The organism is Curtobacterium sp. Csp2 (genome assembly GCF_013347165.1).
Map to the genome: position 1 here is coordinate 1,912,097 of NZ_CP054593.1, position 20,815 is coordinate 1,932,911.

At 73.0% G+C, this 20,815-nt stretch carries 18 protein-coding genes and 1 pseudogene; 18 read left to right on the top strand and 1 reads right to left on the bottom strand.

The window, feature by feature from the left end; all coding sequences use genetic code 11:
* Positions 1 to 70: 70 nt before the first annotated feature.
* The 13 genes and pseudogenes from pyrR (at position 71) to HUN59_RS09405 (ending at position 15,652) form a co-directional block, all read left to right on the top strand.
* Positions 71 to 595, top strand: a complete 525-nt coding sequence (gene pyrR / locus HUN59_RS09345; RefSeq protein WP_254630050.1) for a bifunctional pyr operon transcriptional regulator/uracil phosphoribosyltransferase PyrR — start codon at positions 71 to 73, stop codon at positions 593 to 595.
* Complete coding sequence (locus HUN59_RS09350) at positions 595 to 1,557, top strand: aspartate carbamoyltransferase catalytic subunit (protein ID WP_058742128.1); 963 nt, start codon at positions 595 to 597, stop codon at positions 1,555 to 1,557. Before pyrR ends, HUN59_RS09350 begins: the two co-directional genes overlap by 1 nt.
* Positions 1,554 to 2,912 (top strand): dihydroorotase, encoded by a 1,359-nt coding sequence (locus tag HUN59_RS09355; protein WP_174778187.1) that lies wholly within the window; start codon positions 1,554 to 1,556, stop codon positions 2,910 to 2,912. Before HUN59_RS09350 ends, HUN59_RS09355 begins: the two co-directional genes overlap by 4 nt.
* A complete protein-coding gene (locus tag HUN59_RS09360) occupies positions 2,909 to 3,451 on the top strand; it encodes a PH-like domain-containing protein (RefSeq protein ID WP_174778188.1) in 543 nt (180 codons plus the stop codon). Before HUN59_RS09355 ends, HUN59_RS09360 begins: the two co-directional genes overlap by 4 nt.
* Positions 3,451 to 4,499, top strand: a pseudogene (locus HUN59_RS09365) (carbamoyl-phosphate synthase small subunit). The gene HUN59_RS09360 and the pseudogene HUN59_RS09365 overlap by 1 nt, the downstream one beginning before the upstream one ends.
* On the top strand, positions 4,499 to 7,777 hold the full coding sequence (gene carB, locus HUN59_RS09370; RefSeq protein ID WP_174778189.1) for a carbamoyl-phosphate synthase large subunit: 3,279 nt from the start codon (positions 4,499 to 4,501) through the stop codon (positions 7,775 to 7,777). Before HUN59_RS09365 ends, carB begins: the two are co-directional and overlap by 1 nt.
* A gap of 80 nt (positions 7,778 to 7,857) precedes the next feature.
* Entirely contained in the window at positions 7,858 to 8,736 is an 879-nt protein-coding gene (pyrF, locus tag HUN59_RS09375) for an orotidine-5'-phosphate decarboxylase (protein ID WP_174778190.1), read from the top strand.
* Entirely contained in the window at positions 8,733 to 9,668 is a 936-nt protein-coding gene (gmk, locus tag HUN59_RS09380; protein WP_058742133.1) for a guanylate kinase, read from the top strand. The genes pyrF and gmk overlap by 4 nt, the downstream gene beginning before the upstream one ends.
* A 56-nt stretch (positions 9,669 to 9,724) precedes the next feature.
* Entirely contained in the window at positions 9,725 to 9,985 is a 261-nt protein-coding gene (rpoZ, locus tag HUN59_RS09385; RefSeq protein WP_058742134.1) for a DNA-directed RNA polymerase subunit omega, read from the top strand.
* A 5-nt stretch (positions 9,986 to 9,990) separates the two neighbouring features.
* The gene (metK, locus tag HUN59_RS09390; RefSeq protein ID WP_058742135.1) at positions 9,991 to 11,205 is read left to right on the top strand and encodes a methionine adenosyltransferase; all 1,215 of its coding nucleotides are present in this window, start codon (positions 9,991 to 9,993) and stop codon (positions 11,203 to 11,205) included.
* 8 nt (positions 11,206 to 11,213) lie between these two features.
* Entirely contained in the window at positions 11,214 to 13,277 is a 2,064-nt protein-coding gene (locus HUN59_RS09395) for a primosomal protein N' (protein ID WP_174778191.1), read from the top strand.
* A gap of 102 nt (positions 13,278 to 13,379) precedes the next feature.
* Positions 13,380 to 14,471, top strand: coding sequence for an L-threonine 3-dehydrogenase (gene tdh / locus HUN59_RS09400; protein WP_174779444.1), 1,092 nt, complete (start codon positions 13,380 to 13,382; stop codon positions 14,469 to 14,471).
* Positions 14,471 to 15,652, top strand: coding sequence for a glycine C-acetyltransferase (locus HUN59_RS09405; RefSeq protein ID WP_174778192.1), 1,182 nt, complete (start codon positions 14,471 to 14,473; stop codon positions 15,650 to 15,652). The genes tdh and HUN59_RS09405 overlap by 1 nt, the downstream gene beginning before the upstream one ends.
* 123 nt (positions 15,653 to 15,775) lie before the next feature.
* Here HUN59_RS09405 and HUN59_RS09410 read toward each other — a convergent pair whose 3' ends face one another.
* Complete coding sequence (locus HUN59_RS09410; protein WP_174778193.1) at positions 15,776 to 16,231, bottom strand: DUF4383 domain-containing protein; 456 nt, start codon at positions 16,229 to 16,231, stop codon at positions 15,776 to 15,778.
* A gap of 93 nt (positions 16,232 to 16,324) precedes the next feature.
* Between HUN59_RS09410 and HUN59_RS09415 the strand changes: the two genes are divergently transcribed.
* The 5 genes from HUN59_RS09415 (at position 16,325) to hisG (ending at position 20,758) form a co-directional block, all read left to right on the top strand.
* Positions 16,325 to 17,257 carry a methionyl-tRNA formyltransferase gene (locus tag HUN59_RS09415; protein WP_174778194.1) on the top strand — a complete coding sequence of 311 codons (933 nt, stop codon included), beginning with the start codon at positions 16,325 to 16,327 and terminating at the stop codon, positions 17,255 to 17,257.
* The gene (locus tag HUN59_RS09420; protein ID WP_254630033.1) at positions 17,254 to 18,756 is read left to right on the top strand and encodes an RsmB/NOP family class I SAM-dependent RNA methyltransferase; all 1,503 of its coding nucleotides are present in this window, start codon (positions 17,254 to 17,256) and stop codon (positions 18,754 to 18,756) included. Before HUN59_RS09415 ends, HUN59_RS09420 begins: the two co-directional genes overlap by 4 nt.
* A 59-nt stretch (positions 18,757 to 18,815) precedes the next feature.
* On the top strand, positions 18,816 to 19,475 hold the full coding sequence (gene rpe, locus HUN59_RS09425; protein ID WP_058742139.1) for a ribulose-phosphate 3-epimerase: 660 nt from the start codon (positions 18,816 to 18,818) through the stop codon (positions 19,473 to 19,475).
* 107 nt (positions 19,476 to 19,582) lie between these two features.
* Positions 19,583 to 19,846 (top strand): phosphoribosyl-ATP diphosphatase, encoded by a 264-nt coding sequence (locus HUN59_RS09430; protein WP_058742152.1) that lies wholly within the window; start codon positions 19,583 to 19,585, stop codon positions 19,844 to 19,846.
* A gap of 72 nt (positions 19,847 to 19,918) precedes the next feature.
* Positions 19,919 to 20,758 (top strand): ATP phosphoribosyltransferase, encoded by an 840-nt coding sequence (gene hisG, locus HUN59_RS09435; RefSeq protein ID WP_174778195.1) that lies wholly within the window; start codon positions 19,919 to 19,921, stop codon positions 20,756 to 20,758.
* Positions 20,759 to 20,815 lie beyond the last annotated feature (57 nt).

Here is a 20,815-nt window from a genome sequence, read left to right on the forward strand (position 1 = left end):
AAGTCCGTCCGGTGAGGCGGGGAAGGAGGTCGGCGTGGGCACCAGAACGGTCCTGCAACAGCCCGACATCATGCGTGCCCTGACACGCATCGCGCACGAGATCCTCGAGGCCAACCACGGTGCCTCGGACCTCGTGCTCCTGGGTATCCCGACGCGGGGTGCCGTCCTGGCCGAGCGGCTCGCGTCGCTGCTCGCGGACATCGAGCCCGAGTGGGCCGCCGAGCGCGACCAGCGCCTCGGCACGCTCGACGTGACGATGCACCGGGACGACCTGGGGCACGGCATCGGTCGTGCACCGCACCGCACCACGATCCCGACGAGCGGCATCGACGGCAAGGTCGTCGTGCTCGTCGACGACGTGCTGTACTCCGGCCGCACCGTGCGGGCCGCCCTCGACGCCCTGCAGGGCATCGGGCGGCCCCGTGCGGTGCGGCTCGCCGTGCTCGTCGACCGCGGGCACCGGCAGCTCCCCATCCGGGCGGACCACGTCGGCAAGAACCTGCCGACGGCGTCCGACGAGCGGGTGACGCTGCGCCTCACCGAGACCGACGGCACCGACGAAGTCGTGATCGAGCAGCGGGGGGACGACGCCTGATGCGCCACCTGCTCTCCACCGCCGACCTGTCGCGCGACGAGGCCGTCCGGATCCTCGACGTCGCCGAGGAGATGGCCGAGGTCAACACGCGCGAGGTCCGGAAGCTCCCGGCCCTCCGCGGCAAGACCGTCGTCAACCTGTTCTTCGAGGACTCCACCCGCACCCGCATCTCCTTCGAGGCGGCGGCGAAGCGGCTCTCCGCCGACGTCATCAACTTCGCTGCGAAGGGCTCGAGCGTCTCGAAGGGCGAGTCGCTCAAGGACACCGTGCAGACCCTCGGCGCGATGGGCATCGACGGCATCGTGATGCGGCACCCCGCGTCCGGCGCTCCGCGGGTCCTCGCCGAGGCCGACTGGATCGACGTCCCGGTGGTGAACGCCGGCGACGGGACGCACGAGCACCCGACCCAGGCGCTCCTCGACGCCTTCACGATGCGCCGTCGGCTGCACGGTGACGCCAGCCGGGGCGCGGCCCTGGACGGTGTCCGCGTGACGATCGTCGGCGACGTCCTGCACAGCCGCGTCGCCCGGTCGAACGCCTGGCTCCTCCGCACGCTCGGCGCCCAGGTCACGTTCGCCGCTCCGCCGACGCTCCTGCCGGCGGTCGACCGCCCGTTCGGCGGAGCAGTGCACCACGACCTCGACGCGGCCCTCGCCGAGGACCCGGACGTCGTGATGCTCCTCCGCATCCAACAGGAGCGCATGAACGACGCGTTCTTCCCGAACCCCCGCGAGTACACGCGGCACTTCGGCCTGACGGCGGCCCGCGCGGCGGCCCTGTCCGAGCGCACGCTGATCATGCACCCGGGGCCGATGAACCGCGGACTCGAGATCGCCGGCGTCGCCGCCGACGACCCCCGCTCGACCGTCGTCGAGCAGGTCGCGAACGGCGTGTCGGTCCGGATGGCCGTCCTCTACCTCGCCCTGACGGGCGAGCACGAACCGAAGGAGTCCGTCGCATGACCGCTCACCTCATCCGTGGCGCGCAGCTGGTCGACGGCACGCGTGCCGACATCCGCCTGGAGGCGCGGCGCATCACCGCGGTCGGGTCCGGTCTCGACGCGGCCGGGGCCACGGTCGTCGACGCTGACGGGCTGATCGCGCTGCCCGGCCTCGTGGACCTCCACACGCACCTCCGCGAGCCCGGTTTCGAGGAGTCCGAGACGGTGCTCACCGGGTCGCGAGCGGCGGCCGCCGGCGGCTTCACCGCGGTGAACGCGATGGCGAACTCCTCGCCGGTCGCCGACACGGCGGGGGTCGTCGAGCAGGTGCAGGCGCTCGGCGACGACGCCGGGTACGTCACGGTCCGCCCGATCGGTGCGGTGTCGCAGGGGCTGCAGGGAACCCACCTGTCCGAGATCGGGGCCATGGCGACGAGCAGGGCGAAGGTCCGGGTGTTCTCGGACGACGGGTCCTGCGTCGCCGACCCGCTGCTCATGCGCCGGGCGCTCGAGTACATCAAGGGCTTCGGCGGGGTCCTCGCGCAGCACGCGCAGGAACCGCGGCTCACCATCGGCGCGCAGATGAACGAGGGCCGGCTGTCGTCGGAGCTCGGGCTCGCCGGCTGGCCCGCGGTGGCGGAGGAGGCGATCATCGCCCGCGACGTGCTGCTCGCCGACCACGTCGGAGCGCGCCTGCACGTGTGCCACGTCTCGACCGCGGGCAGCGTCGAGGTCATCCGCTGGGCCAAGTCCCGCGGCATCGACGTCACCGCCGAGGTCACGCCGCACCACCTCGTGCTCACCGAGGACCTCATCGCCGGGGTCGACGGCGCGCCCGGGTACGACGCCAAGTACAAGGTGAACCCGCCGCTCCGCTCGCGCGAGGACGTGGACGCGCTCCGCGCCGCACTCGCCGACGGCACCATCGACATCGTCGCCACCGACCACGCGCCGCACACCGCCGAGGCGAAGTGCTGCGAGTGGCCGGCCGCCGCGAACGGCATGGTCGGACTCGAGTCGGCGCTCAGCGTCGTGCACGCGGCCGTGGTCGAGTCCGGACAGCTCGACTGGGCGGACGTCGCGCGCGTCCTGTCCGAGGCGCCGGCGCGCATCGGGCAGGTCGAGGGCCACGGACAGCGCATCGTCGAGGGCGCTCCAGCCGAGCTCGCCCTCTACGACCCGGCGGCCGTCCGCGAGTTCTCCGTGGCGGATCTTGCCGGCCAGTCGCAGAACTCCCCGTACCTCGGGATGCGCCTGCCCGGACGGGTCGTCGCGACCTTCCACCACGGCGCCCCGACGGTGCTCGACGGCCGGCTCGTCGACGCCGAGACCGTCGCGGCGCACGCGCGCAGCGTGCGGGCGGAGGCGACGGCATGAGTGGTGACGCGCTGCGCTGGCTCGTCGGCGGGATCGTCCTGGCCCTCGTCGCCCTGCTGTTCGTCGCCATGGCGCGCACCTGGCGGACGCGGGCCAGGCACCAGACGGCAGCCGTGCCTCCCGTCCCGGTCCCGACCGACGTCGGACCGGCAGCCGGGTCCTGGGACGGGTTCACCGTCGCGACGACCCGCGCCGACGAGCCACTCGAACGCATCACCGCCGGCGGTCTCGGGTTCCGGGGCCGCGGCGGGGTGACCGTCCACGACACCGGGGTGGTCCTGCACCACGCCGGCGCCGTGGACCGCTGGATCGCGGTGGACGCCGTGCGCGGCGCCGACCGCGCCACGTGGGCCATCGACCGTGTGGTCGAGCCCGGGGGACTGGTCCGTCTGCGATGGACGGCGACCGGCGCCGCAGGTGCGACGGACCTCGACACCTACTTCCGGTTCCCGGAGGGCGGCGCAGCAGCACTCGCCGCCCTGCAGGGACTGACGACGACGCACGAACACCCGCACCCCGCGGGCGAAGGGACGAACTGATGACACGCGAACGGGCCGTGCTGGTCCTCGAGGACGGCACCCGGTACGACGGATGGGCGTACGGCGCCCGAGGCCGATCCCTCGGTGAGGTGGTCTTCGCCACGGGCATGACCGGCTACCAGGAGACGCTGACCGACCCGTCCTACGCCGGACAGATCGTGGTGCAGACGGCACCGCACATCGGCAACACCGGCGTCAACGACGAGGACCCCGAGTCCCGTCGCATCTGGGTGGCGGGCTACGTCGTCCGCGACCCCAGCCGCGTCGTGTCGAACCACCGCGCGAACGCCACGCTCGACGACCACCTGGAGCGCGACGGCATCGTCGGCATCTCCGGGATCGACACCCGCGCGCTGACGCGTCGGATCCGCGATGCGGGCGCCATGAAGGGCGGCGTCTTCAGCGGTGCGGACGCGGACCTGTCCGCCGACGAGCAGCTGGCCGCCGTCCGCGACCAGGCCGCGATGCAGGGTGCGAGCTTCTCGTCGATCGTCTCCACGCCGGAGACCTACGTGGTGCCCTCTTCTACTCGAACGGCCCCGGCGACCCCGCCGCGAGCGACGCGCAGGTCGAACTCCTGCAGCAGTCGCTGCGGACCGGCCGCCCGTTCTTCGGCATCTGCTTCGGCAACCAGCTCCTCGGCCGCGCGCTGGGCTTCGGTACCTACAAGCTCCCGTTCGGCCACCGCGGGATCAACCAGCCGGTGCTCGACACCGCCACGGGCAAGGTCGAGATCACGAGCCAGAACCACGGCTTCGCGGTCGACGCGCCCCTGGACCAGGTCGTCGAGTCGCCCGCCGGGTTCGGTCGGGTCGAGGTCTCGCACTACTCCCTGAACGACCAGGTGGTCGAGGGGCTCCGCGCCCTCGACGTGCCCGCCTTCAGCGTGCAGTACCACCCGGAGGCGGCGGCCGGCCCGCACGACTCCATGTACCTGTTCGACCGGTTCGCCGACCTGGTCCGCGCGCGCCGTGCGGGGGAGCCGCTCGACGCGGCCACCGCCACCGCCACGACCCCCGCAGCCGACGTCACGAAGGAAGTCAACTGATGCCGAAGCGCGCAGACATCAACTCCGTCCTCGTCATCGGCTCCGGCCCGATCGTCATCGGGCAGGCCGCCGAGTTCGACTACTCCGGCACCCAGGCGTGCCGCGTCCTCCGCGCCGAGGGCGTCCGCGTCATCCTCGTCAACCCGAACCCGGCGACGATCATGACCGACCCGGACTTCGCCGACGCGACCTACATCGAGCCGATCACGAGCGCGTCGCTCGAGGAGATCATCAAGATCGAGCAGCCCGACGCGGTCCTGCCGACCCTCGGCGGTCAGACGGCCCTCAACGCGGCGATCAAGCTCGACGCCGAGGGCATCCTCGAGAAGTACGGCGTCGAGCTCATCGGCGCCAAGGTCGACGCGATCCAGCGCGGCGAGGACCGCCAGCTCTTCAAGGAGCTCGTCCTCGAGTCCGGCGCCGACGTGGCCCGCAGCCACATCGCGCACACCCTCGAGGAAGCGAAGGCGTTCGCGGCCGACCTCGGATACCCGCTCGTCGTCCGGCCGTCCTTCACGATGGGTGGCCTCGGTTCGGGCTTCGCCTACAACGAGGAGGAGCTCGTCCGCTTCGTCGGCGACGGCCTGCAGTCCAGCCCGACCACCGAGGTGCTCCTCGAGGAGTCGATCCTCGGATGGAAGGAGTACGAGCTCGAGCTCATGCGGGACAACTTCGACAACACGGTCGTGATCTGCTCGATCGAGAACGTCGACCCGGTGGGCGTCCACACGGGCGACTCGATCACGGTCGCCCCCGCGCTGACGCTGACCGACCGCGAGTACCAGAACATGCGGAACATCGGCATCGACATCATCCGTCGCGTCGGTGTCGACACCGGTGGCTGCAACATCCAGTTCGCCGTCGACCCGTCGAACGGCCGGCTCATCGTCATCGAGATGAACCCGCGCGTCTCCCGCTCGTCGGCGCTCGCGTCGAAGGCCACGGGCTTCCCGATCGCCAAGATCGCCGCGAAGCTCGCGATCGGCTACCGGCTGGACGAGATCGAGAACGACATCACGCGCGTCACGCCGGCGAGCTTCGAGCCGACGCTCGACTACGTCGTCGTGAAGACCCCGCGGTTCGCGTTCGAGAAGTTCCCGGCGGCCGACGCCACGCTCACCACCACGATGAAGAGCGTCGGCGAGGCGATGGCCATCGGCCGGAACTACGCCACCGCGCTGCAGAAGTCGCTGCGCAGCCTCGAGAAGCGCGGCTCGAGCTTCCACTGGGACACGCCGGCGGCCGAGCTCGACAAGGACGCGCTGCTCGAGAAGGCGCAGACTCCGACCGACGGCCGCATCGTCACGGTGCAGCAGGCGCTCGTCGCCGGCGCCACCGCGGACGAGGTCTTCGAGGCCACGAAGATCGACCCGTGGTTCATCGACCAGATCGTCCTCATCAACGAGGTCGCGGCCGAGATCGCAGCAGCCGAGACGCTCGACGCGGACACCCTGCGGTGGGCCAAGGAGCACGGCTTCAGCGACGCCCAGATCGCGGGCCTGCGGGGGATCTCCGAGCAGGAGGCCCGCACCGCGCGGCACGCCCTTGGCATCCGCCCCGTCTTCAAGACGGTCGACACCTGCGCCGGCGAGTTCCCCGCCCTCACGCCGTACCACTACTCGTCGTACGACACCGAGACCGAGGTCGCCCCGAGCGACCGCAAGAAGGTCGTCATCCTCGGCTCCGGCCCGAACCGCATCGGCCAGGGCGTCGAGTTCGACTACTCGTGCGTCCACGCCTCCTTCGCGCTCAGCGAGGCCGGGTTCGAGACGATCATGATCAACTGCAACCCGGAGACGGTGTCGACCGACTACGACACCTCGGACCGGCTCTACTTCGAGCCGCTCACCACAGAGGACGTCCTCGAGGTCATCGAGGCCGAGGCCGCTTCCGGCGAGCTCGTCGGCGTCGTCGTGCAGCTCGGCGGCCAGACCGCCCTGGGCCTGGCGAAGCCGCTCGAGGCGGCCGGGATCCCCATCCTCGGCACGAGCCCCGCAGCGATCGACTCTGCCGAGGAGCGCGGGCAGTTCTCCGCGATCCTCGAGCAGGCCGGCCTGCTCGCGCCGCGCAACGGCACCGCGCACGACCTGGCGAGCGCGACCGCGGTCGCCGAGGAGATCGGCTACCCGGTCCTCGTCCGCCCGTCGTTCGTGCTCGGCGGCCGCGGCATGGAGATCGTCTACGACCCGGCCGCCCTGGCGGACTACTTCGACCGGATGGCCGACCAGGCGATCATCGGACCGGAGCTCCCGCTGCTCGTCGACCGGTTCCTGGACGACGCGGTGGAGATCGACGTCGACGCGCTGTTCGACGGGGAGCGCCTGTACATCGGCGGCATCATGGAGCACATCGAGGAGGCCGGCATCCACTCCGGCGACTCGGCGTGCACCCTGCCCCCGGTCGGACTCGGCAAGGCGGAGATCCGCGGCGTGGTCGAGGCCACCGAGCGGATCGCACGCGGCATCGGCGTGCAGGGCCTGCTCAACGTCCAGTTCGCCATCGGCGCCGGCGTGCTCTACGTGCTCGAGGCGAACCCCCGCGCGAGCCGCACGGTCCCGTTCGTCTCGAAGGCGCTCGGCATCCCGCTCGCGAAGGCCGCGAGCCGCATCATGACCGGCACCTCGATCGACGCGCTCGTCGCCGAGGGCCTGCTGCCCGAGCGTGACGGCTCGTCCGTGCCCGCGCAGGCACCGGTCGCCGTCAAGGAGGCCGTGCTGCCCTTCCGCCGCTTCCGCACCCACGACGGCCAGGTCGTCGACTCGGTGCTCAGCCCGGAGATGCGCTCCACGGGCGAGGTCATGGGCATCGACCGCGACTTCCCCCGCGCCTTCCTCAAGTCGCAGGACGCCGCGTACGGCGGCCTGCCGACGAGCGGCACGGTGTTCGTGAGCGTCGCGGACACCGACAAGCGCCAGGTGGTCCTGCCGGTGCACCGCCTGCAGCAGCTCGGCTTCACGATCACCGCGACCGAGGGCACCGCCGAGGTGCTCCGCCGCAACGGCATCGAGGTCACGCTGGTCGGCAAGTACAGCGAGGGCGGTGAGAGCGTCGTCGACCTGCTCGCCCGCGACGAGGTCGACATCGTCATCAACACGCCGTCCGGTGCCGCCGGTCGCGCGGACGGGTACGAGATCCGCGCGGCGACGGTCGCGGCGGACAAGCCGCTCTTCACGACCATCGCGCAGCTGGGTGCAGCGGTCGCGGCGATCGAGACGATCGGCACGCCGCACAGCGTCCGCAGCCTGCAGGACTACGCGCTCGAGCGCGCGACCTGGTGACGGCCGGTCCCGTGGCAGCTGACACCCGGACAGGGCCCACGCCGCCGGTTCCGGACCGACGCGCCAGCGGCGGGCCGGCCGTGCCGGTGGGGAGAGGCACGGCCCCCTTCGGCGTGCGGCTCGCCGCCGCCATCGCGTCGCGTTCCGCACTGTGCGTCGGCATCGACCCCCACGCCGCCACCCTGGCGGCGTGGGGGCTCGGCCGCGACGAGCAGGGGCTGACGGCGTTCGGCGCCGCCCTGGTCGACGCGGCCGCCGGCCGCGCGGCGATCGTCAAGCCGCAGGTCGCCTTCTTCGAGGCGGCGGGGGTCGCCGGCTACCGCGCGCTCGACGCGACCGTCCGTCGGGCACGTGATGCGGGCCTCCTGGTCGTCGCCGACGTCAAGCGGGGCGACATCGGCTCGACCGGAGACGACTACGCGCTGGCCTGGCTGGACCGGGACGGGCCGTTCCGGGCCGACGCGATGACGGTCTCGCCGTACCTCGGCTACGGGTCGCTCGTCGGCACCGTCGACGTGGCGCGCCGGAACGGTGCGGGGGTCTTCGTGCTCGCCGCGACGAGCAACCCCGAGGCACGACTGCTGCAGACGGCGGTCGTCGCCGAGGGCCCGCGTGCCGGCCGGACGGTCGCGGCCGGTATCGTGCTCGATGTGGCAGACGACAACCGGACCGGCGGCGACCAGCCGCTCGGGGACGTCGGGCTCGTGCTCGGCGCCACCCTCGACCTCGACGACTTCGGCATCGACGCGGCGGCCATCGGCTCCGCGCCGGTGCTCGCCCCGGGCTTCGGTGCGCAGGGCGCCCGGATCGAGGACCTCCGGTCGCTGTACGGCTCGCGTGCCGAGCAGGTGCTCGTGAGCGAGTCCCGCGGGCTGCTCTCCGCCGGCCCCGACGGGGTCGCCGGGCTCGTGCAGGAGCGGGCGGACCGCATCCGTGCGGCGCTGGAGGTGGCCGCGTGACGGACGGCACGGACGGCGCACCCGTCGACCGCAGCGGTCTCCCCGCGCACCGGAACCCGCCGGAGGTCGACCGGGTCGCCGCCGCCCGCGCCGCCGTGGCCGCGCGACGCGCCCGGGCAGCGGTCAAGGCGCAGGTCGCGTCGGGGGAGCGCAGCCCCCTCGAGGTAGCCCGCGCGGCCTGGTCCGACGCCGACCTGCCCGCCGAGAAGTCGCTGCGCGTCCGCGACCTCCTGACGAGCATCTCGGGCATCGGTCCCGCCCGGGCCGAGGCCGTCATGAGCGAGCTGCGGATCGCGCCGTCGAAGCGCCTCGGTGGACTCGGCTCGCGGCAGCGTTCGGCCCTGGCCGACTGGCTCGCCGCGCGCGGCCGGAAGCGTGGCACGTCGAAGCTCGTCGTGCTCGCCGGACCCACGGCCGTGGGCAAGGGCACGGTGAGCGCGTACATCCGTGAGCAGTACCCGGACGTGAACCTCAGCGTCTCCGCGACCACCCGGAAACCACGCCCGGGCGAGGTCGACGGCGTGCACTACTACTTCGTCGACGACGCCGAGTTCGACCGGATGATCCGCGACCGCGAGCTCCTGGAGTGGGCGGTCGTGCACAACTCCTACCGCTACGGGACCCCGCGGCCGCCCATCGACCGCGCGCTCGACGCCGGCGACAAGGTGATGCTCGAGATCGACCTGCAGGGCGCGCGGCAGGTGCGCGACGCCATGCCCGAGGCGGTCCTGGTGTTCCTGCTCCCGCCGACCTGGGAGGAACTCGTCCGCCGCCTGATCGGCCGCGGCACCGAGTCCGCCGAGGAACAGGCCCGCCGGCTCGAGACCGCCAAGGTCGAGCTCGCCGCCCAGGACGAGTTCGACGTGCGGATCGTGAACTCCGATGTCGGCACCGCGGCACGAGAAGTCGTAGACTTGTTCACTGCGCCCTAGCCGGGAGCGCCCGTGCCCTCCGGGGCACACACCATCTTCTGCCGACTGGAGACACCATGGCCAACCCCCAGGGCATCATCGACCCGCCCATCGACGACCTGCTGTCCAAGGTGGAGTCGAAGTACGCGCTCGTCATCTTCGCGTCGAAGCGCGCTCGTCAGATCAACGACTACTACGCGGACCTGCACGAGGGGTCGCTCTTCGACAACGTCGGGCCGCTCGTCGACTCGACCATCGACGACAAGCCGCTGTCCGTCGCTCTCCACGAGATCAACGAGGACAAGCTGACCGTCACCAAGCAGCAGCCCACCGACTGACCGCGGTGACGAGCACCAACCTGCGCCTCTTCACGTCCGAGTCGGTGACGGAGGGGCACCCCGACAAGATCTGCGACCAGATCTCGGACACGATCCTCGACGCGCTGCTCACGGTCGACCCGCACGCCCGCGTCGCCGTCGAGACGATGGTGACGACGGGGCTGGTGCACGTCGCCGGCGAGGTCACGACCTCGGGCTACGTCGAGATCCCCAAGCTCGTCCGCGACGTCATCACGGGCATCGGGTACAACTCGTCCGAGGTCTCGTTCGACGGTCGCACCTGCGGTGTCGAGGTCTCGATCGGTGCGCAGTCGCCGGACATCGCGCAGGGCGTCGACGAGTCCCTGGACAGCCGCTCCGGCGCAGGCGTCGACCCGCTCGACCGGCAGGGTGCCGGCGACCAGGGCATCATGTTCGGCTTCGCGACGAACGAGACGCCCGAGTACATGCCCGTCGCGATCTGGCTCGCGCACCGCCTGGCGGAGCGTCTGGCCGAGGTCCGCAAGACCGGTGTGCTCGACTTCCTCCGCCCCGACGGCAAGACGCAGGTCACGGTCGGGTACGACGGCGTCGTCCCGAAGACCGTCGAGACCGTCGTGCTCTCGACGCAGCACTCGCCGGCGGTGACGCTCGCCGAGCTCACGGCGCAGATCACCGAGCACGTGATCCGTCCGGTGCTCGACCTGGTGGACCTGGACTCGTCGCACGTCGACGTGATCGTGAACCCGACCGGTCGGTTCGAGATCGGTGGTCCCCAGGGCGACGCCGGGCTGACCGGCCGCAAGGTGATCGTCGACACGTACGGCGGTGCGTCCCGGCACGGTGGTGGCGCGTTCAGCGGCAAGGACCCGTCGAAGGTCGACCGCTCGGCCGCGTACGCGCTGCGCTGGGTCGCGAAGAACGCCGTCGCGGCGGGGCTCGCGGACCGGCTCGAGGTGCAGGTGGCGTACGCCATCGGCCGCGCGAAGCCCGTCGGGCTGTACGTGGAGTCGTTCGGCACAGGGCACGTCGACGACGCCACGATCGAGGCCGCGATCACGCAGGTGTTCGACCTGCGTCCGGCCGCGATCATCCGCGACCTCGACCTGCTCAAGCCCCGGTACGCACAGACCGCGGCGTACGGCCACTTCGGCCGCGAGCTGCCCGGCTTCACCTGGGAGCAGCTCGACCGCGTCGAGGAACTCCGCGCCGCCGCAGGACTCGTCGCCGCCACCGTCTAGGGCACCGCGTGCCCGTCGTCGCGCGTGTCGTCCTCGACTCGCCGCTCCCGCAGTTGGACCGTCTGTTCGACTACCGGGTGCCGGCCGAGCTCGAGGACGACTGCGTGCCGGGCGTCCGCGTCAAGGTGCCGCTGCGCACCGGGGCGCGGATGTCCGACGCCTGGGTGGTCGAGGTCGTCGCGGCGGACGCCGCCGACGCCGACACGACGTTCGCGGGGGAGCTGAGCCCGGTCGAGCAGGTCGTCTCGCCGGTGCCGGTCCTGGCACCGGAGATCTGGTCGCTCGCCCGGGCCGTCGCCGACCGGGCCGCGGGTGTCGCCTCCGACGTGCTCCGACTCGCCGTCCCGCCCCGGCAGGTGCGCGCCGAGAAGGCCTGGCTCGCGCGGGATCCCGAGTGGTCGCCGCCGTCGGTCACGGCCGGCCCCGTCGCCGGGTACGCCGAGGGCGTCCTGGAGGCGCTGGTCTCTGACCACGGACGCGCTGCGGTGGCCGCCCTGCCGCACCCGGTCGCGCTGCACCCCGTCGCGGTCGCGCCGAGCCCCGTCGCGCTGCGCCCGGACCCGGCTCCCGCTGCTCCCGAGCCGGGACCGGATCCGGTCTGGGTCCCCGGCTGGGCCGCCACGATCGCCCAGGCCGCGGCGCACGCCGTCGCCGCGGAGCAGTCCGTGGTCGTCGCGGTCCCCGACTTCCGTGACGTCACCGACCTCGAGCGGGCACTCCTCGCCGTGCTGCCGGTCGAGCGCGTCGTGCGCTTCGACGCCAAGCAGACGAACGGCGCGCGGGCGAAGGCACTGCTGCAGGCCCGGTCGCACGCCGTCGTGGCGATCGGCAACCGCACCGCGATGTACGCGCCGGCGACCGACCTCGGTCTGATCGTCGTGTGGGACGACGGGGACGCCTCGTTCGTCGAGCCCCGGGCACCGTACGTGCACACCCGTGACGTCGCGCTCGTCCGGGCGGCCCAGTCCGGCGCCGGGCTGCTGTTCGTCTCGCACGCGCGGAGCACCGACGTGCAACGGCTCGTCGAACTGCACTGGCTCGACGAGGTCGCTCCGTACCGGCAGCCAACCCCGAAGGTCATCCCGACGGTGCAGCAGGGCGGTGCCGAGGGGTTCGCGGCCCAGGCACGCATCCCGAGCACCGCCTGGCGTGCTGCGCGCGAGGCGAGTCAGCACGGGCCGGTGCTCGTGCAGGTCGCGAGTCCCGGGTTCGGCACCGGCCTGGTCTGCGCCGAGTGCGGCGAACGGGCGCACTGCCGGGTGTGCGGGGGACCGCTCGGCCAACCCCACCGCGGCGCGACTCCGCAGTGCCGGTTCTGCGGCGCCCTCGCCGTGGGCTTCCGGTGTCCGACGTGCGGCAACGGCACCGTGAAGCCCGTCGGGCAGGGCGCACAGCGCACCGCCGACGAGCTCGGCCGGGCGTTCCCGGGCACCCGCATCGTCGTCGCCGACGGTTCCCGACCGCTCGACGAGGTCCCCGCCCGCCCCTCGGTCGTCGTCGCCACCCGCGGCGCGGAGCCGAACGTGCCGGGCGGCTACGCCTGCGTGCTCCTGCTCGACGGGGAGCGCATGCTCGCCCGCGAGGGCCTCCGCGTGCAGGAAGACGTGCTGCGGTTCTGGACGGGCGCCGCGGCGAAGGGCGCCCCCGGGTCCGAGGTCTACCTGGTGGGCATCGGCGGCCGGCTCGCGACCGCGATGGCCACCTGGCGGCTCGACGGCCCCGCTCACGAGGAGCTCGTCGACCGTCGCGCGCTGCACTTCCCACCGGCGGTGCGGGTCGCGACCCTGACCGGCACGGACGACGCCGTGACGGCCGCGGTCGAGGCCCTCGGGGACACCCTGGTCGGCGACGTGCTCGGTCCGGTGCCGGTCGAGGACGACCCGGCGTCCGGCACCGTCCGGGCCATCGTGCGGTTCCCGTACGCGCACGGCGCCGAGGTCGCGGCGACGCTCAAGGCCGAGGTCATCCGGCGCTCCTCCACCCGGCGGGTGCTCCCCGGCGGCAACCGCCGTCGTGCGGCACCCACGCTCCGCGTCCGGCTCGACGACGCCGAGCCCTTCGCCGAGGTCTGACCGCCCCCGCGCGTCGAGGCCACCTGTGCCAGGCTGAGGGACGGTGGCCACGAGCCACCGCCGAACACACCACACGCACAACGAGGTGACGAGGTGACGCCGATGCGCGCGCTCTGGAAGCCGGACGCCGGTCCGGGACTGATCATGACCGAACGACCGGTGCCGGTCCCCGCCACGGACGAGGTGCTCGTCCGGGTGCTCCGCACCGGGATCTGCGGGACCGACCTGCACATCGAGCGGTGGGACGACTGGGCCGCGTCGGCCGTCTCCGCACCGCTCGTCCCCGGGCACGAGTTCTCCGGCGAGGTGGTCGAGGTCGGGTCCGCCGTCCGCGACGTCGCCGTGGGGGACCGGGTCTCCGGTGAGGGCCACATCGTGTGCGGCACCTGCCGGAACTGCCGGGCCGGCCGCCGCCAGATGTGCATCCGCACGAAGGGCGTCGGCGTGCAGCGGGACGGCGCCTTCGCGGAGTACCTGACGCTTCCCGCCGCGAACGTCTGGGTGCACCACACCGACGTCGACCCCGAGGTCGCCGCGCTCTTCGACCCGCTCGGCAACGCGGTGCACACGGCGCTCGCGTTCCCCCTCGTCGGCGAGGACGTGCTCGTCACCGGCTGCGGTCCGATCGGGCTCATGGCGATCGCCGTCGCACGGCACGCCGGCGCCCGGTTCGTCGTCGGCACCGACGTCAGTGCGAACCGGCTCGCCCTCGCCAGGACGATGGGCGCGGACCTCGCCGTCGACGTGTCGGACGCCGGCGCCGGACGTGGGGCGGCGACCGCCGGCTCGCAGGACGCGGTCGGGGCCCTCCGCGACGCCCAGCAGCGGCTCGGCATGCGCGAGGGCTTCGACGTCGGCTTCGAGATGTCCGGCGCGCCCACGGCCCTGCCGGCGATGGTCGAGACGATGAACCACGGCGGCCGGATCGCGATGCTCGGACTCCCGTCCGGGCCGATCGCGGTCGACTGGGGGAAGGTCGTCACGCACATGCTCACCGTGAAGGGGATCTACGGCCGCGAGATGTTCGAGACGTGGCAGACCATGAGCAGCATGCTGCAGACGAGCGCGGCGCTCCGCGGTCGGATCGGCTCGCTCGTGTCCGGGCGCTTCCCGGCACGGGACTGGCAGCAGGCGTTCGCCGCGGCGGCGAGCGCGGACGGCGGCAAGGTCGTCATCGACTGGACGGAGGCGTGATGTACGGCGCGATCAAGGACCATCTGCAGGCAGAGCTCGCGGGCATCGAGGCGGCGGGGCTGACGAAGCGGGAGCGCGGCATCGCCGGCCCCCAGCGCGCGGCGATCAAGGCCGGCGGAACGGAGCTGCTGAACTTCTGCGCGAACAACTACCTCGGGCTCGCGGACGCCCCGGAGCTCGTGGACGCCGCGAAGGACGCCCTCGATCGCTGGGGGTACGGGATGGCCAGCGTGCGGTTCATCTGCGGCACGCAGGACCTGCACCTCGAGCTCGAGGAACGGGTCTCCGGCTTCCTCGGCACCGAGGCGACGATCCTGTACTCGTCGTGCTTCGACGCGAACGGCGGGCTGTTCGAGGTCCTGCTCGGTCCGGAGGACGCAGTGATCTCCGACGAGCTGAACCACGCGTCGGTCATCGACGGCATCCGGCTCAGCAAGGCGCGCCGGTTCCGGTACCGGAACCGGGACACCGCCGACCTGGAGGCGCAGCTCGCCGCCGCCGCGGACGCCCGGTTCCGCCTCGTGGTCACGGACGGCGTGTTCTCGATGGACGGGTCGATCGCGCCGCTGGCCGAGATCTGCGATCTCGCGGAGCGGTACGACGCCCTCGTGGTCGTGGACGACTCGCACGCCGTCGGGTTCGTCGGCGCGCACGGACGGGGCACGCCCGAGCTGTGCGGGGTCGCGGACCGGGTGGACGTCCTGACCGGGACGTTCGGCAAGGCACTCGGCGGGGCCTCGGGCGGGTACGTCTCCGGCCGCCGGGAGATCGTCGACCTGCTGCGCCAGCGTTCCCGGCCGTACCTGTTCTCGAACTCGCTCGCCCCGGTGATCGCCGCGGGCACGGTGGCGGCGCTCGACCTGATCGAGCGATCGGACGACGCCCGCGCCCGGCTGGCCGCGAACGCCGCGCGCTTCCGGTCGTCGATGACCGACGCCGGGTTCGAGCTGCTGCCCGGGGAACACCCGATCGTCCCGGTGATGTTCCACGACGCGGCGCGCACGGCCCGGATCGCCGACGAGATGCAGGCCCGCGGGGTCTACGTCACGGCGTTCAGCTACCCGGTGGTCCCGGAGGGGCGGGCACGCATCCGGGTGCAGCTCTCCGCCGCGCACACCCCCGAGCAGGTCGACCGCTGCGTCGAGGCCTTCGTGGCCGCGCGCGCCGCCGTCCCCGCCTGACGATCCCCTCGCAACACGCAACGTCGGCGGTTNCTCGCAGCGACATACCGCTGCGAGCAACCGCCGACGTTGCGTTTCGCGGGCCGGCTCCCGGGGGCAGGCCCAGGGGGCAGGCCCCGGGGGTCAGGCGCCGACGGGCGTCCGGCGACCGCGCGGGAACACGACGCCGAGGGCGACCATGCCGATCGCGAGCACGAGGTGCAACCAGTTGTCGGCCCAGTTGAGCGGCACGAAGTTCGCGCCGGACATCGTGCCGGCGGTGAACAGCCCGTACACCCAGAGCACGAAGTAGACGACCCCGCCGATCACGAGGTACATGCGGGAGCCGGTCGCCCGGTTCGCCGCGAGCAGGCCGACGACGCCGAACAGCAGGTGCACGATGTTGTGCAGCACCGAGACCTGGAAGATCCCGAGCAGCATCGCCATCGAGCCGTGTCCGGCACCGCCGAGGTCGCCGGACGTCAGCCCGGGCACGAACCCGGCGATCCCGACGAGCAGGAAGACGATGCCGACGACCAGCGCGACCTTCTGGATCGACGAGCCGGCGTAGCGGTTGGTGGAGGTGGTCACGTCACTCATGACCCGGACGCTACTCAGCGGGCTCGCAGCGTGTTCGGGGATCCGCGATGCCCGCGCGCGTCGGACACCTCGGCCCGTGGGACGATGGAACCCATGCGCCTCGTCGTCGCCGGCAGCCCCGCTGCGGCCGTCCCCTCCCTCCGTCGCCTCGCGGCGTCCGACCACGAGATCGCCGCCGTGCTCACCCGGCCGCCGACACCGCAGGGCCGGAAGCGCGTCCTCACGCCGACCCCGGTCGCGCAGGTCGCGGCGGAACTCGGCCTGCCGGTGATCGAGGCGACGCGGGTGGACGACGACGTCACTGCGCGCCTGGTGGACCTGCGGGCCGACCTCGGGGTCATCGTCGCCTACGGTGCACTGCTCCGCCGCCCGGCCCTCGACGCGCCCCGGCTCGGCTGGGTGAACCTGCACTTCTCCGACCTGCCGGCGTACCGCGGTGCCGCCCCGGTCCAGCGCGCGGTGATGGCCGGCGACACCCGCACCGCCGCGACGGTCTTCCAGCTCGTCGAGGCGCTCGACGCCGGGCCCGTGTACGCGAGCGACCCGTTCGACATCGACCCCGAGGCGACCGCGGGCGAGGTCCTCGCCGCGATGGCCGAGCGCGGTGCCGAGACCGTCCTGCGCGTCGTCGACGCCCTCGCAGCGGGCACCGCCGTCGCCCGCGAGCAGGTCGGCGAGCCGACCCTCGCCCCGAAGACGACGATCGCGGACGGGCGGATCGACTTCACCGCGCCTGCTGCCGTCGTGCACGCCCGCCTCCGCGGCGTGACGCCCGAGCCCGGCGCGTTCGCCCACCTCGGCGAGACCCGCGTGAAGCTGCTGCGCAGCACTCGGGAGGGAGGCGCGACCTCCGCCGTCCCGCGGCTCGCGCCCGGCGCGCTCGGGCTGGTCGACGGTCGCCTGCTCGTCGGCACCGCGGACGAGCCCCTCGCACTGCTCCAGGTGCAGCCGGCCGGCAAGCAGGCGATGGACGGTGCCGCCTGGGCACGCGGCCTCGGCGCGCTGGACGGGAAGGTCCTGTCGTGAGCCCCGCGCAGCAGCGCCGCGGCCCGCGCACGGTCAGCGCCCGTCGGGTGGCGTTCGACGTGCTCCGCGCCGTGCAGGTCGACGACGCCTACGCGAACCTGCTCCTGCCGACCCGGATCCGCCGTGCCGGCCTGTCCGCCCGCGACGCCGCGTTCGCCACCGAGCTGACCTACGGGTCGATCCGGATGCTCGGCCGGTACGACGCGATCATCGGCGTCGCCTCCGGCCGTCGTGTCGACAACGTCGAGTCCGACGTGCTCGACGTGATGCGGCTCGGGGTGCACCAGCTGCTCGGGATGCGCACCCCGACGCACGCCGCCGTCTCCGCGACGGTGGAGCTCACCCGCGAGATCGGTGCCCGCCGTGCCACGGGCTTCGTCAACGCCGTGCTCCGCAAGGTCGCGGCCCGCACCGACGACGAGTGGGACGCGCTGATCACCGAGGGCCGGGGTGGCGACGCCCTGCTCGCGACGCGCTGGTCGCACCCGGCCTGGGTGGTCGCAGCGCTCCGGGACGCCCTCGCCGCCGAACGCTCCCGGGACGAGCTCGCCGCGCTCCTGGCCGCCGACAACGTCGCACCGCGCGTGCAGCTCGTGGCGCTGCCGGGCCTCGCGACGGCCGAGGACGTGCAGGTGGCCGAGGACGTGCAGGCGGCCGAGGCCGTGCCGGACCCGGCCACGTCGGCGACCGAGGACGACCAGGCGACGCAGGACGAGCCTCCCGTCAGTCCGCAGCGGGACGAGACGGACGCGCGACCGGTGTCCCCGGTGGGCATCCGCGGGACGACCGGCGACCCCGCGCGCGTGCCGGGCGTCGCGGCCGGTCGGCTCCGTGTGCAGGACGAGGGCTCGCAGCTCGCCGCACTCGCGCTCAGCCGGTCCTCCGCCGTCCGGGCGGGGGAGCGGTGGCTCGACATGTGCGCCGGGCCGGGCGGCAAGGCCGCGCTCCTCGCCGCCGAGGCAGCGCAGGGCGGTGCGACCCTGGTCGCGAACGAACTCGTGCCGGCGCGTGCCGGACTGGTGCGGAAGGCCCTCGCGACCGTCGCCGGCGACGACGTCGTGACCGTCGTCGAGGGTGACGGGCGTCGCTTCGGCAAGCCGGGCGACGAGCGGTTCGACCGCGTCCTGCTCGACGCGCCGTGCACCGGACTCGGCGCCCTCCGTCGTCGGCCCGAGGCACGGTGGCGGAAGCAACCGGAGGACGTCCCCGAGCTCGCGGCGCTCCAGGCCGAGCTGCTCGACGCGGCCGTCCGGGCCCTGGCCCCCGGCGGAACGCTCGCGTACGTCACGTGCTCGCCGCACCTCGCCGAGACGCGCGGGCAGGTCGACGCGCTCATGGCAAGGCACGGCGACGTGCTCGAACAGCTCGACACCGCCGGGGTCGTGCGCGGCGTCGCCTCCAGGGACCCGCAGGTCGCGGACGGCCGCACCGTGCAGCTCTGGCCGCACCGGATCGGCACCGACGCCATGTTCGTCGCGCTGTTCCGCCGCACCGCCTGACGACGGGCGGCGGCGGGGCAGCGCGGCGGCGGCCGGGCGGGCGTCGGTAGGGTTGTGCGGTGACCATCCGCATCGCGCCGAGCATCCTGTCCGCTGACTTCGCGAACCTCGAGCGGGAGCTGCACCGCATCGAGAGCGCCGACCTCGTGCACGTCGACGTGATGGACAACCACTTCGTGCCGAACCTGACCCTCGGCCTGCCGATCGTGCAGCGCCTGCAGGAGGTCTCGCCGGTCCCGCTCGACGTCCACCTGATGATCACCGACGCCGACACGCAGGCGCCGAAGTACGCCGAGACGGGTGCCTCGAGCGTCACGTTCCACTTCGAGGCCGCCGCTGACCCGGTCGCCACCGCGGCCGCGATCCGCTCGAACGGTGCCCGTGCCGCGGTGGCGATCAAGCCCGGGACGCCCGTCACGCAGGTCCTGCGCCACCTCGACGCCTACGACATGGTGCTGCTCATGACCGTCGAGCCGGGCTTCGGCGGCCAGTCGTTCATGCCGTCCGTGATGCCGAAGCTCGCCGACGCCCGCGCTGCGGTGGACGCGTCCGGGCTCGACGTCTGGCTCGAGGTGGACGGCGGCATCGCCGTCGACACCGTCCCCGAGGCGGTCCGGAGCGGCGCGGACACGCTCGTCGCCGGATCGGCGGTCTACGGCGGCGAGCCGGCGCAGCGCATCGCGGACCTGCGCGAGGCAGCAGCGGCGGCACGCGCGTGACGCGGACCGACCACGTCGACGACGTGACCGGCGAGCCGGCGGCGATCCGTGCCTCCCGTCCGGACGGTGCGTCGGCGGGACCCGCGCAGGACGGTAGCCTGGTCCCCGTGAAGACGTTCGACGACCTGTTCGCGGAGCTGACCGAGAAGGCGCGCACGCGCCCCGAGGGCTCCGGCACCGTCGCCGAACTGGACGCCGGCGTGCACCAGATCGGCAAGAAGATCGTGGAAGAGGCCGCCGAGGTCTGGATGGCGGCCGAGTACGAGGGTGACGAGCGCACCTCGGAGGAGATCTCGCAGCTGGTCTACCACCTGCAGGTCCTCATGGTCGCGAAGGGGCTCACCCCGGCGGACGTCTGGCGACATCTGTAGGCAGGCGCGTCGCGCACGGAGCGCCACCGCCCCCGCAGCCGTCCCGACCTCCAGCAGAAAGCAGACCACCTGATGCTCCGCATCGCCGTGCCCAACAAGGGCTCCCTGTCCGAGACCGCGTCCGAGATGCTCAAGGAGGCCGGGTACGCCGGTCGCCGCGACCCGAAGGCGCTGCACCTGCTCGACGAGCGCAACGGCGTCGAGTTCTTCTTCCTCCGTCCCCGGGACATCGCTACGTACGTCGGTTCCGGCGCACTCGACGTCGGCATCACCGGCCGCGACCTGCTCCTCGACTCCGGGTCGGCGGCGCACGAGGTCGACGCGCTCGGGTTCGCCGACTCGACCTTCCGCTTCGCGGGCACGCCCGGCCGGTTCACCGAGCTGCAGGACCTCGAGGGCGTCCGGGTGGCGACGAGCTACCCGGGCCTGGTCGGCGAGTTCCTCGCCCAGCACGGCGTCACGGCGACCCTGGTGAAGCTCGACGGCGCGGTGGAGAGCGCGGTGCGTCTCGGCGTGGCCGACGCGGTCGCCGACGTCGTCTCGACGGGCAGCACGCTCCGCGCGGCCGGCCTCGAGATCTTCGGCCCGGTCATCCTCGAGTCGACCGCGCTGCTCATCTCGACCGACGAGACCATCCCGGGCATCGACGTCCTCCGCCGCCGGCTGCAGGGCGTGCTCGTCGCCCGCGGCTACGTGATGCTCGACTACGACATCCCGACGGGCCTGCTCGGGCAGGCGACCGCGGTGGCGTCCGGCATCGAGTCGCCCACGGTGTCGCCGCTGCACGACCGTGACTGGTCCGCCGTCCGCGTGATGATCCCGCGCGAGGACGCGAACCTCATCATGGACGCGCTCTACGACCTCGGCGCCCGGGCGATCCTGGTCAGCCCGATCCACGCCGCACGCCTGTGAACGCCGCGACCGAAGGCACGGGTAGCTCCTGTCTCTTATACACATCTCCGAGCCCAC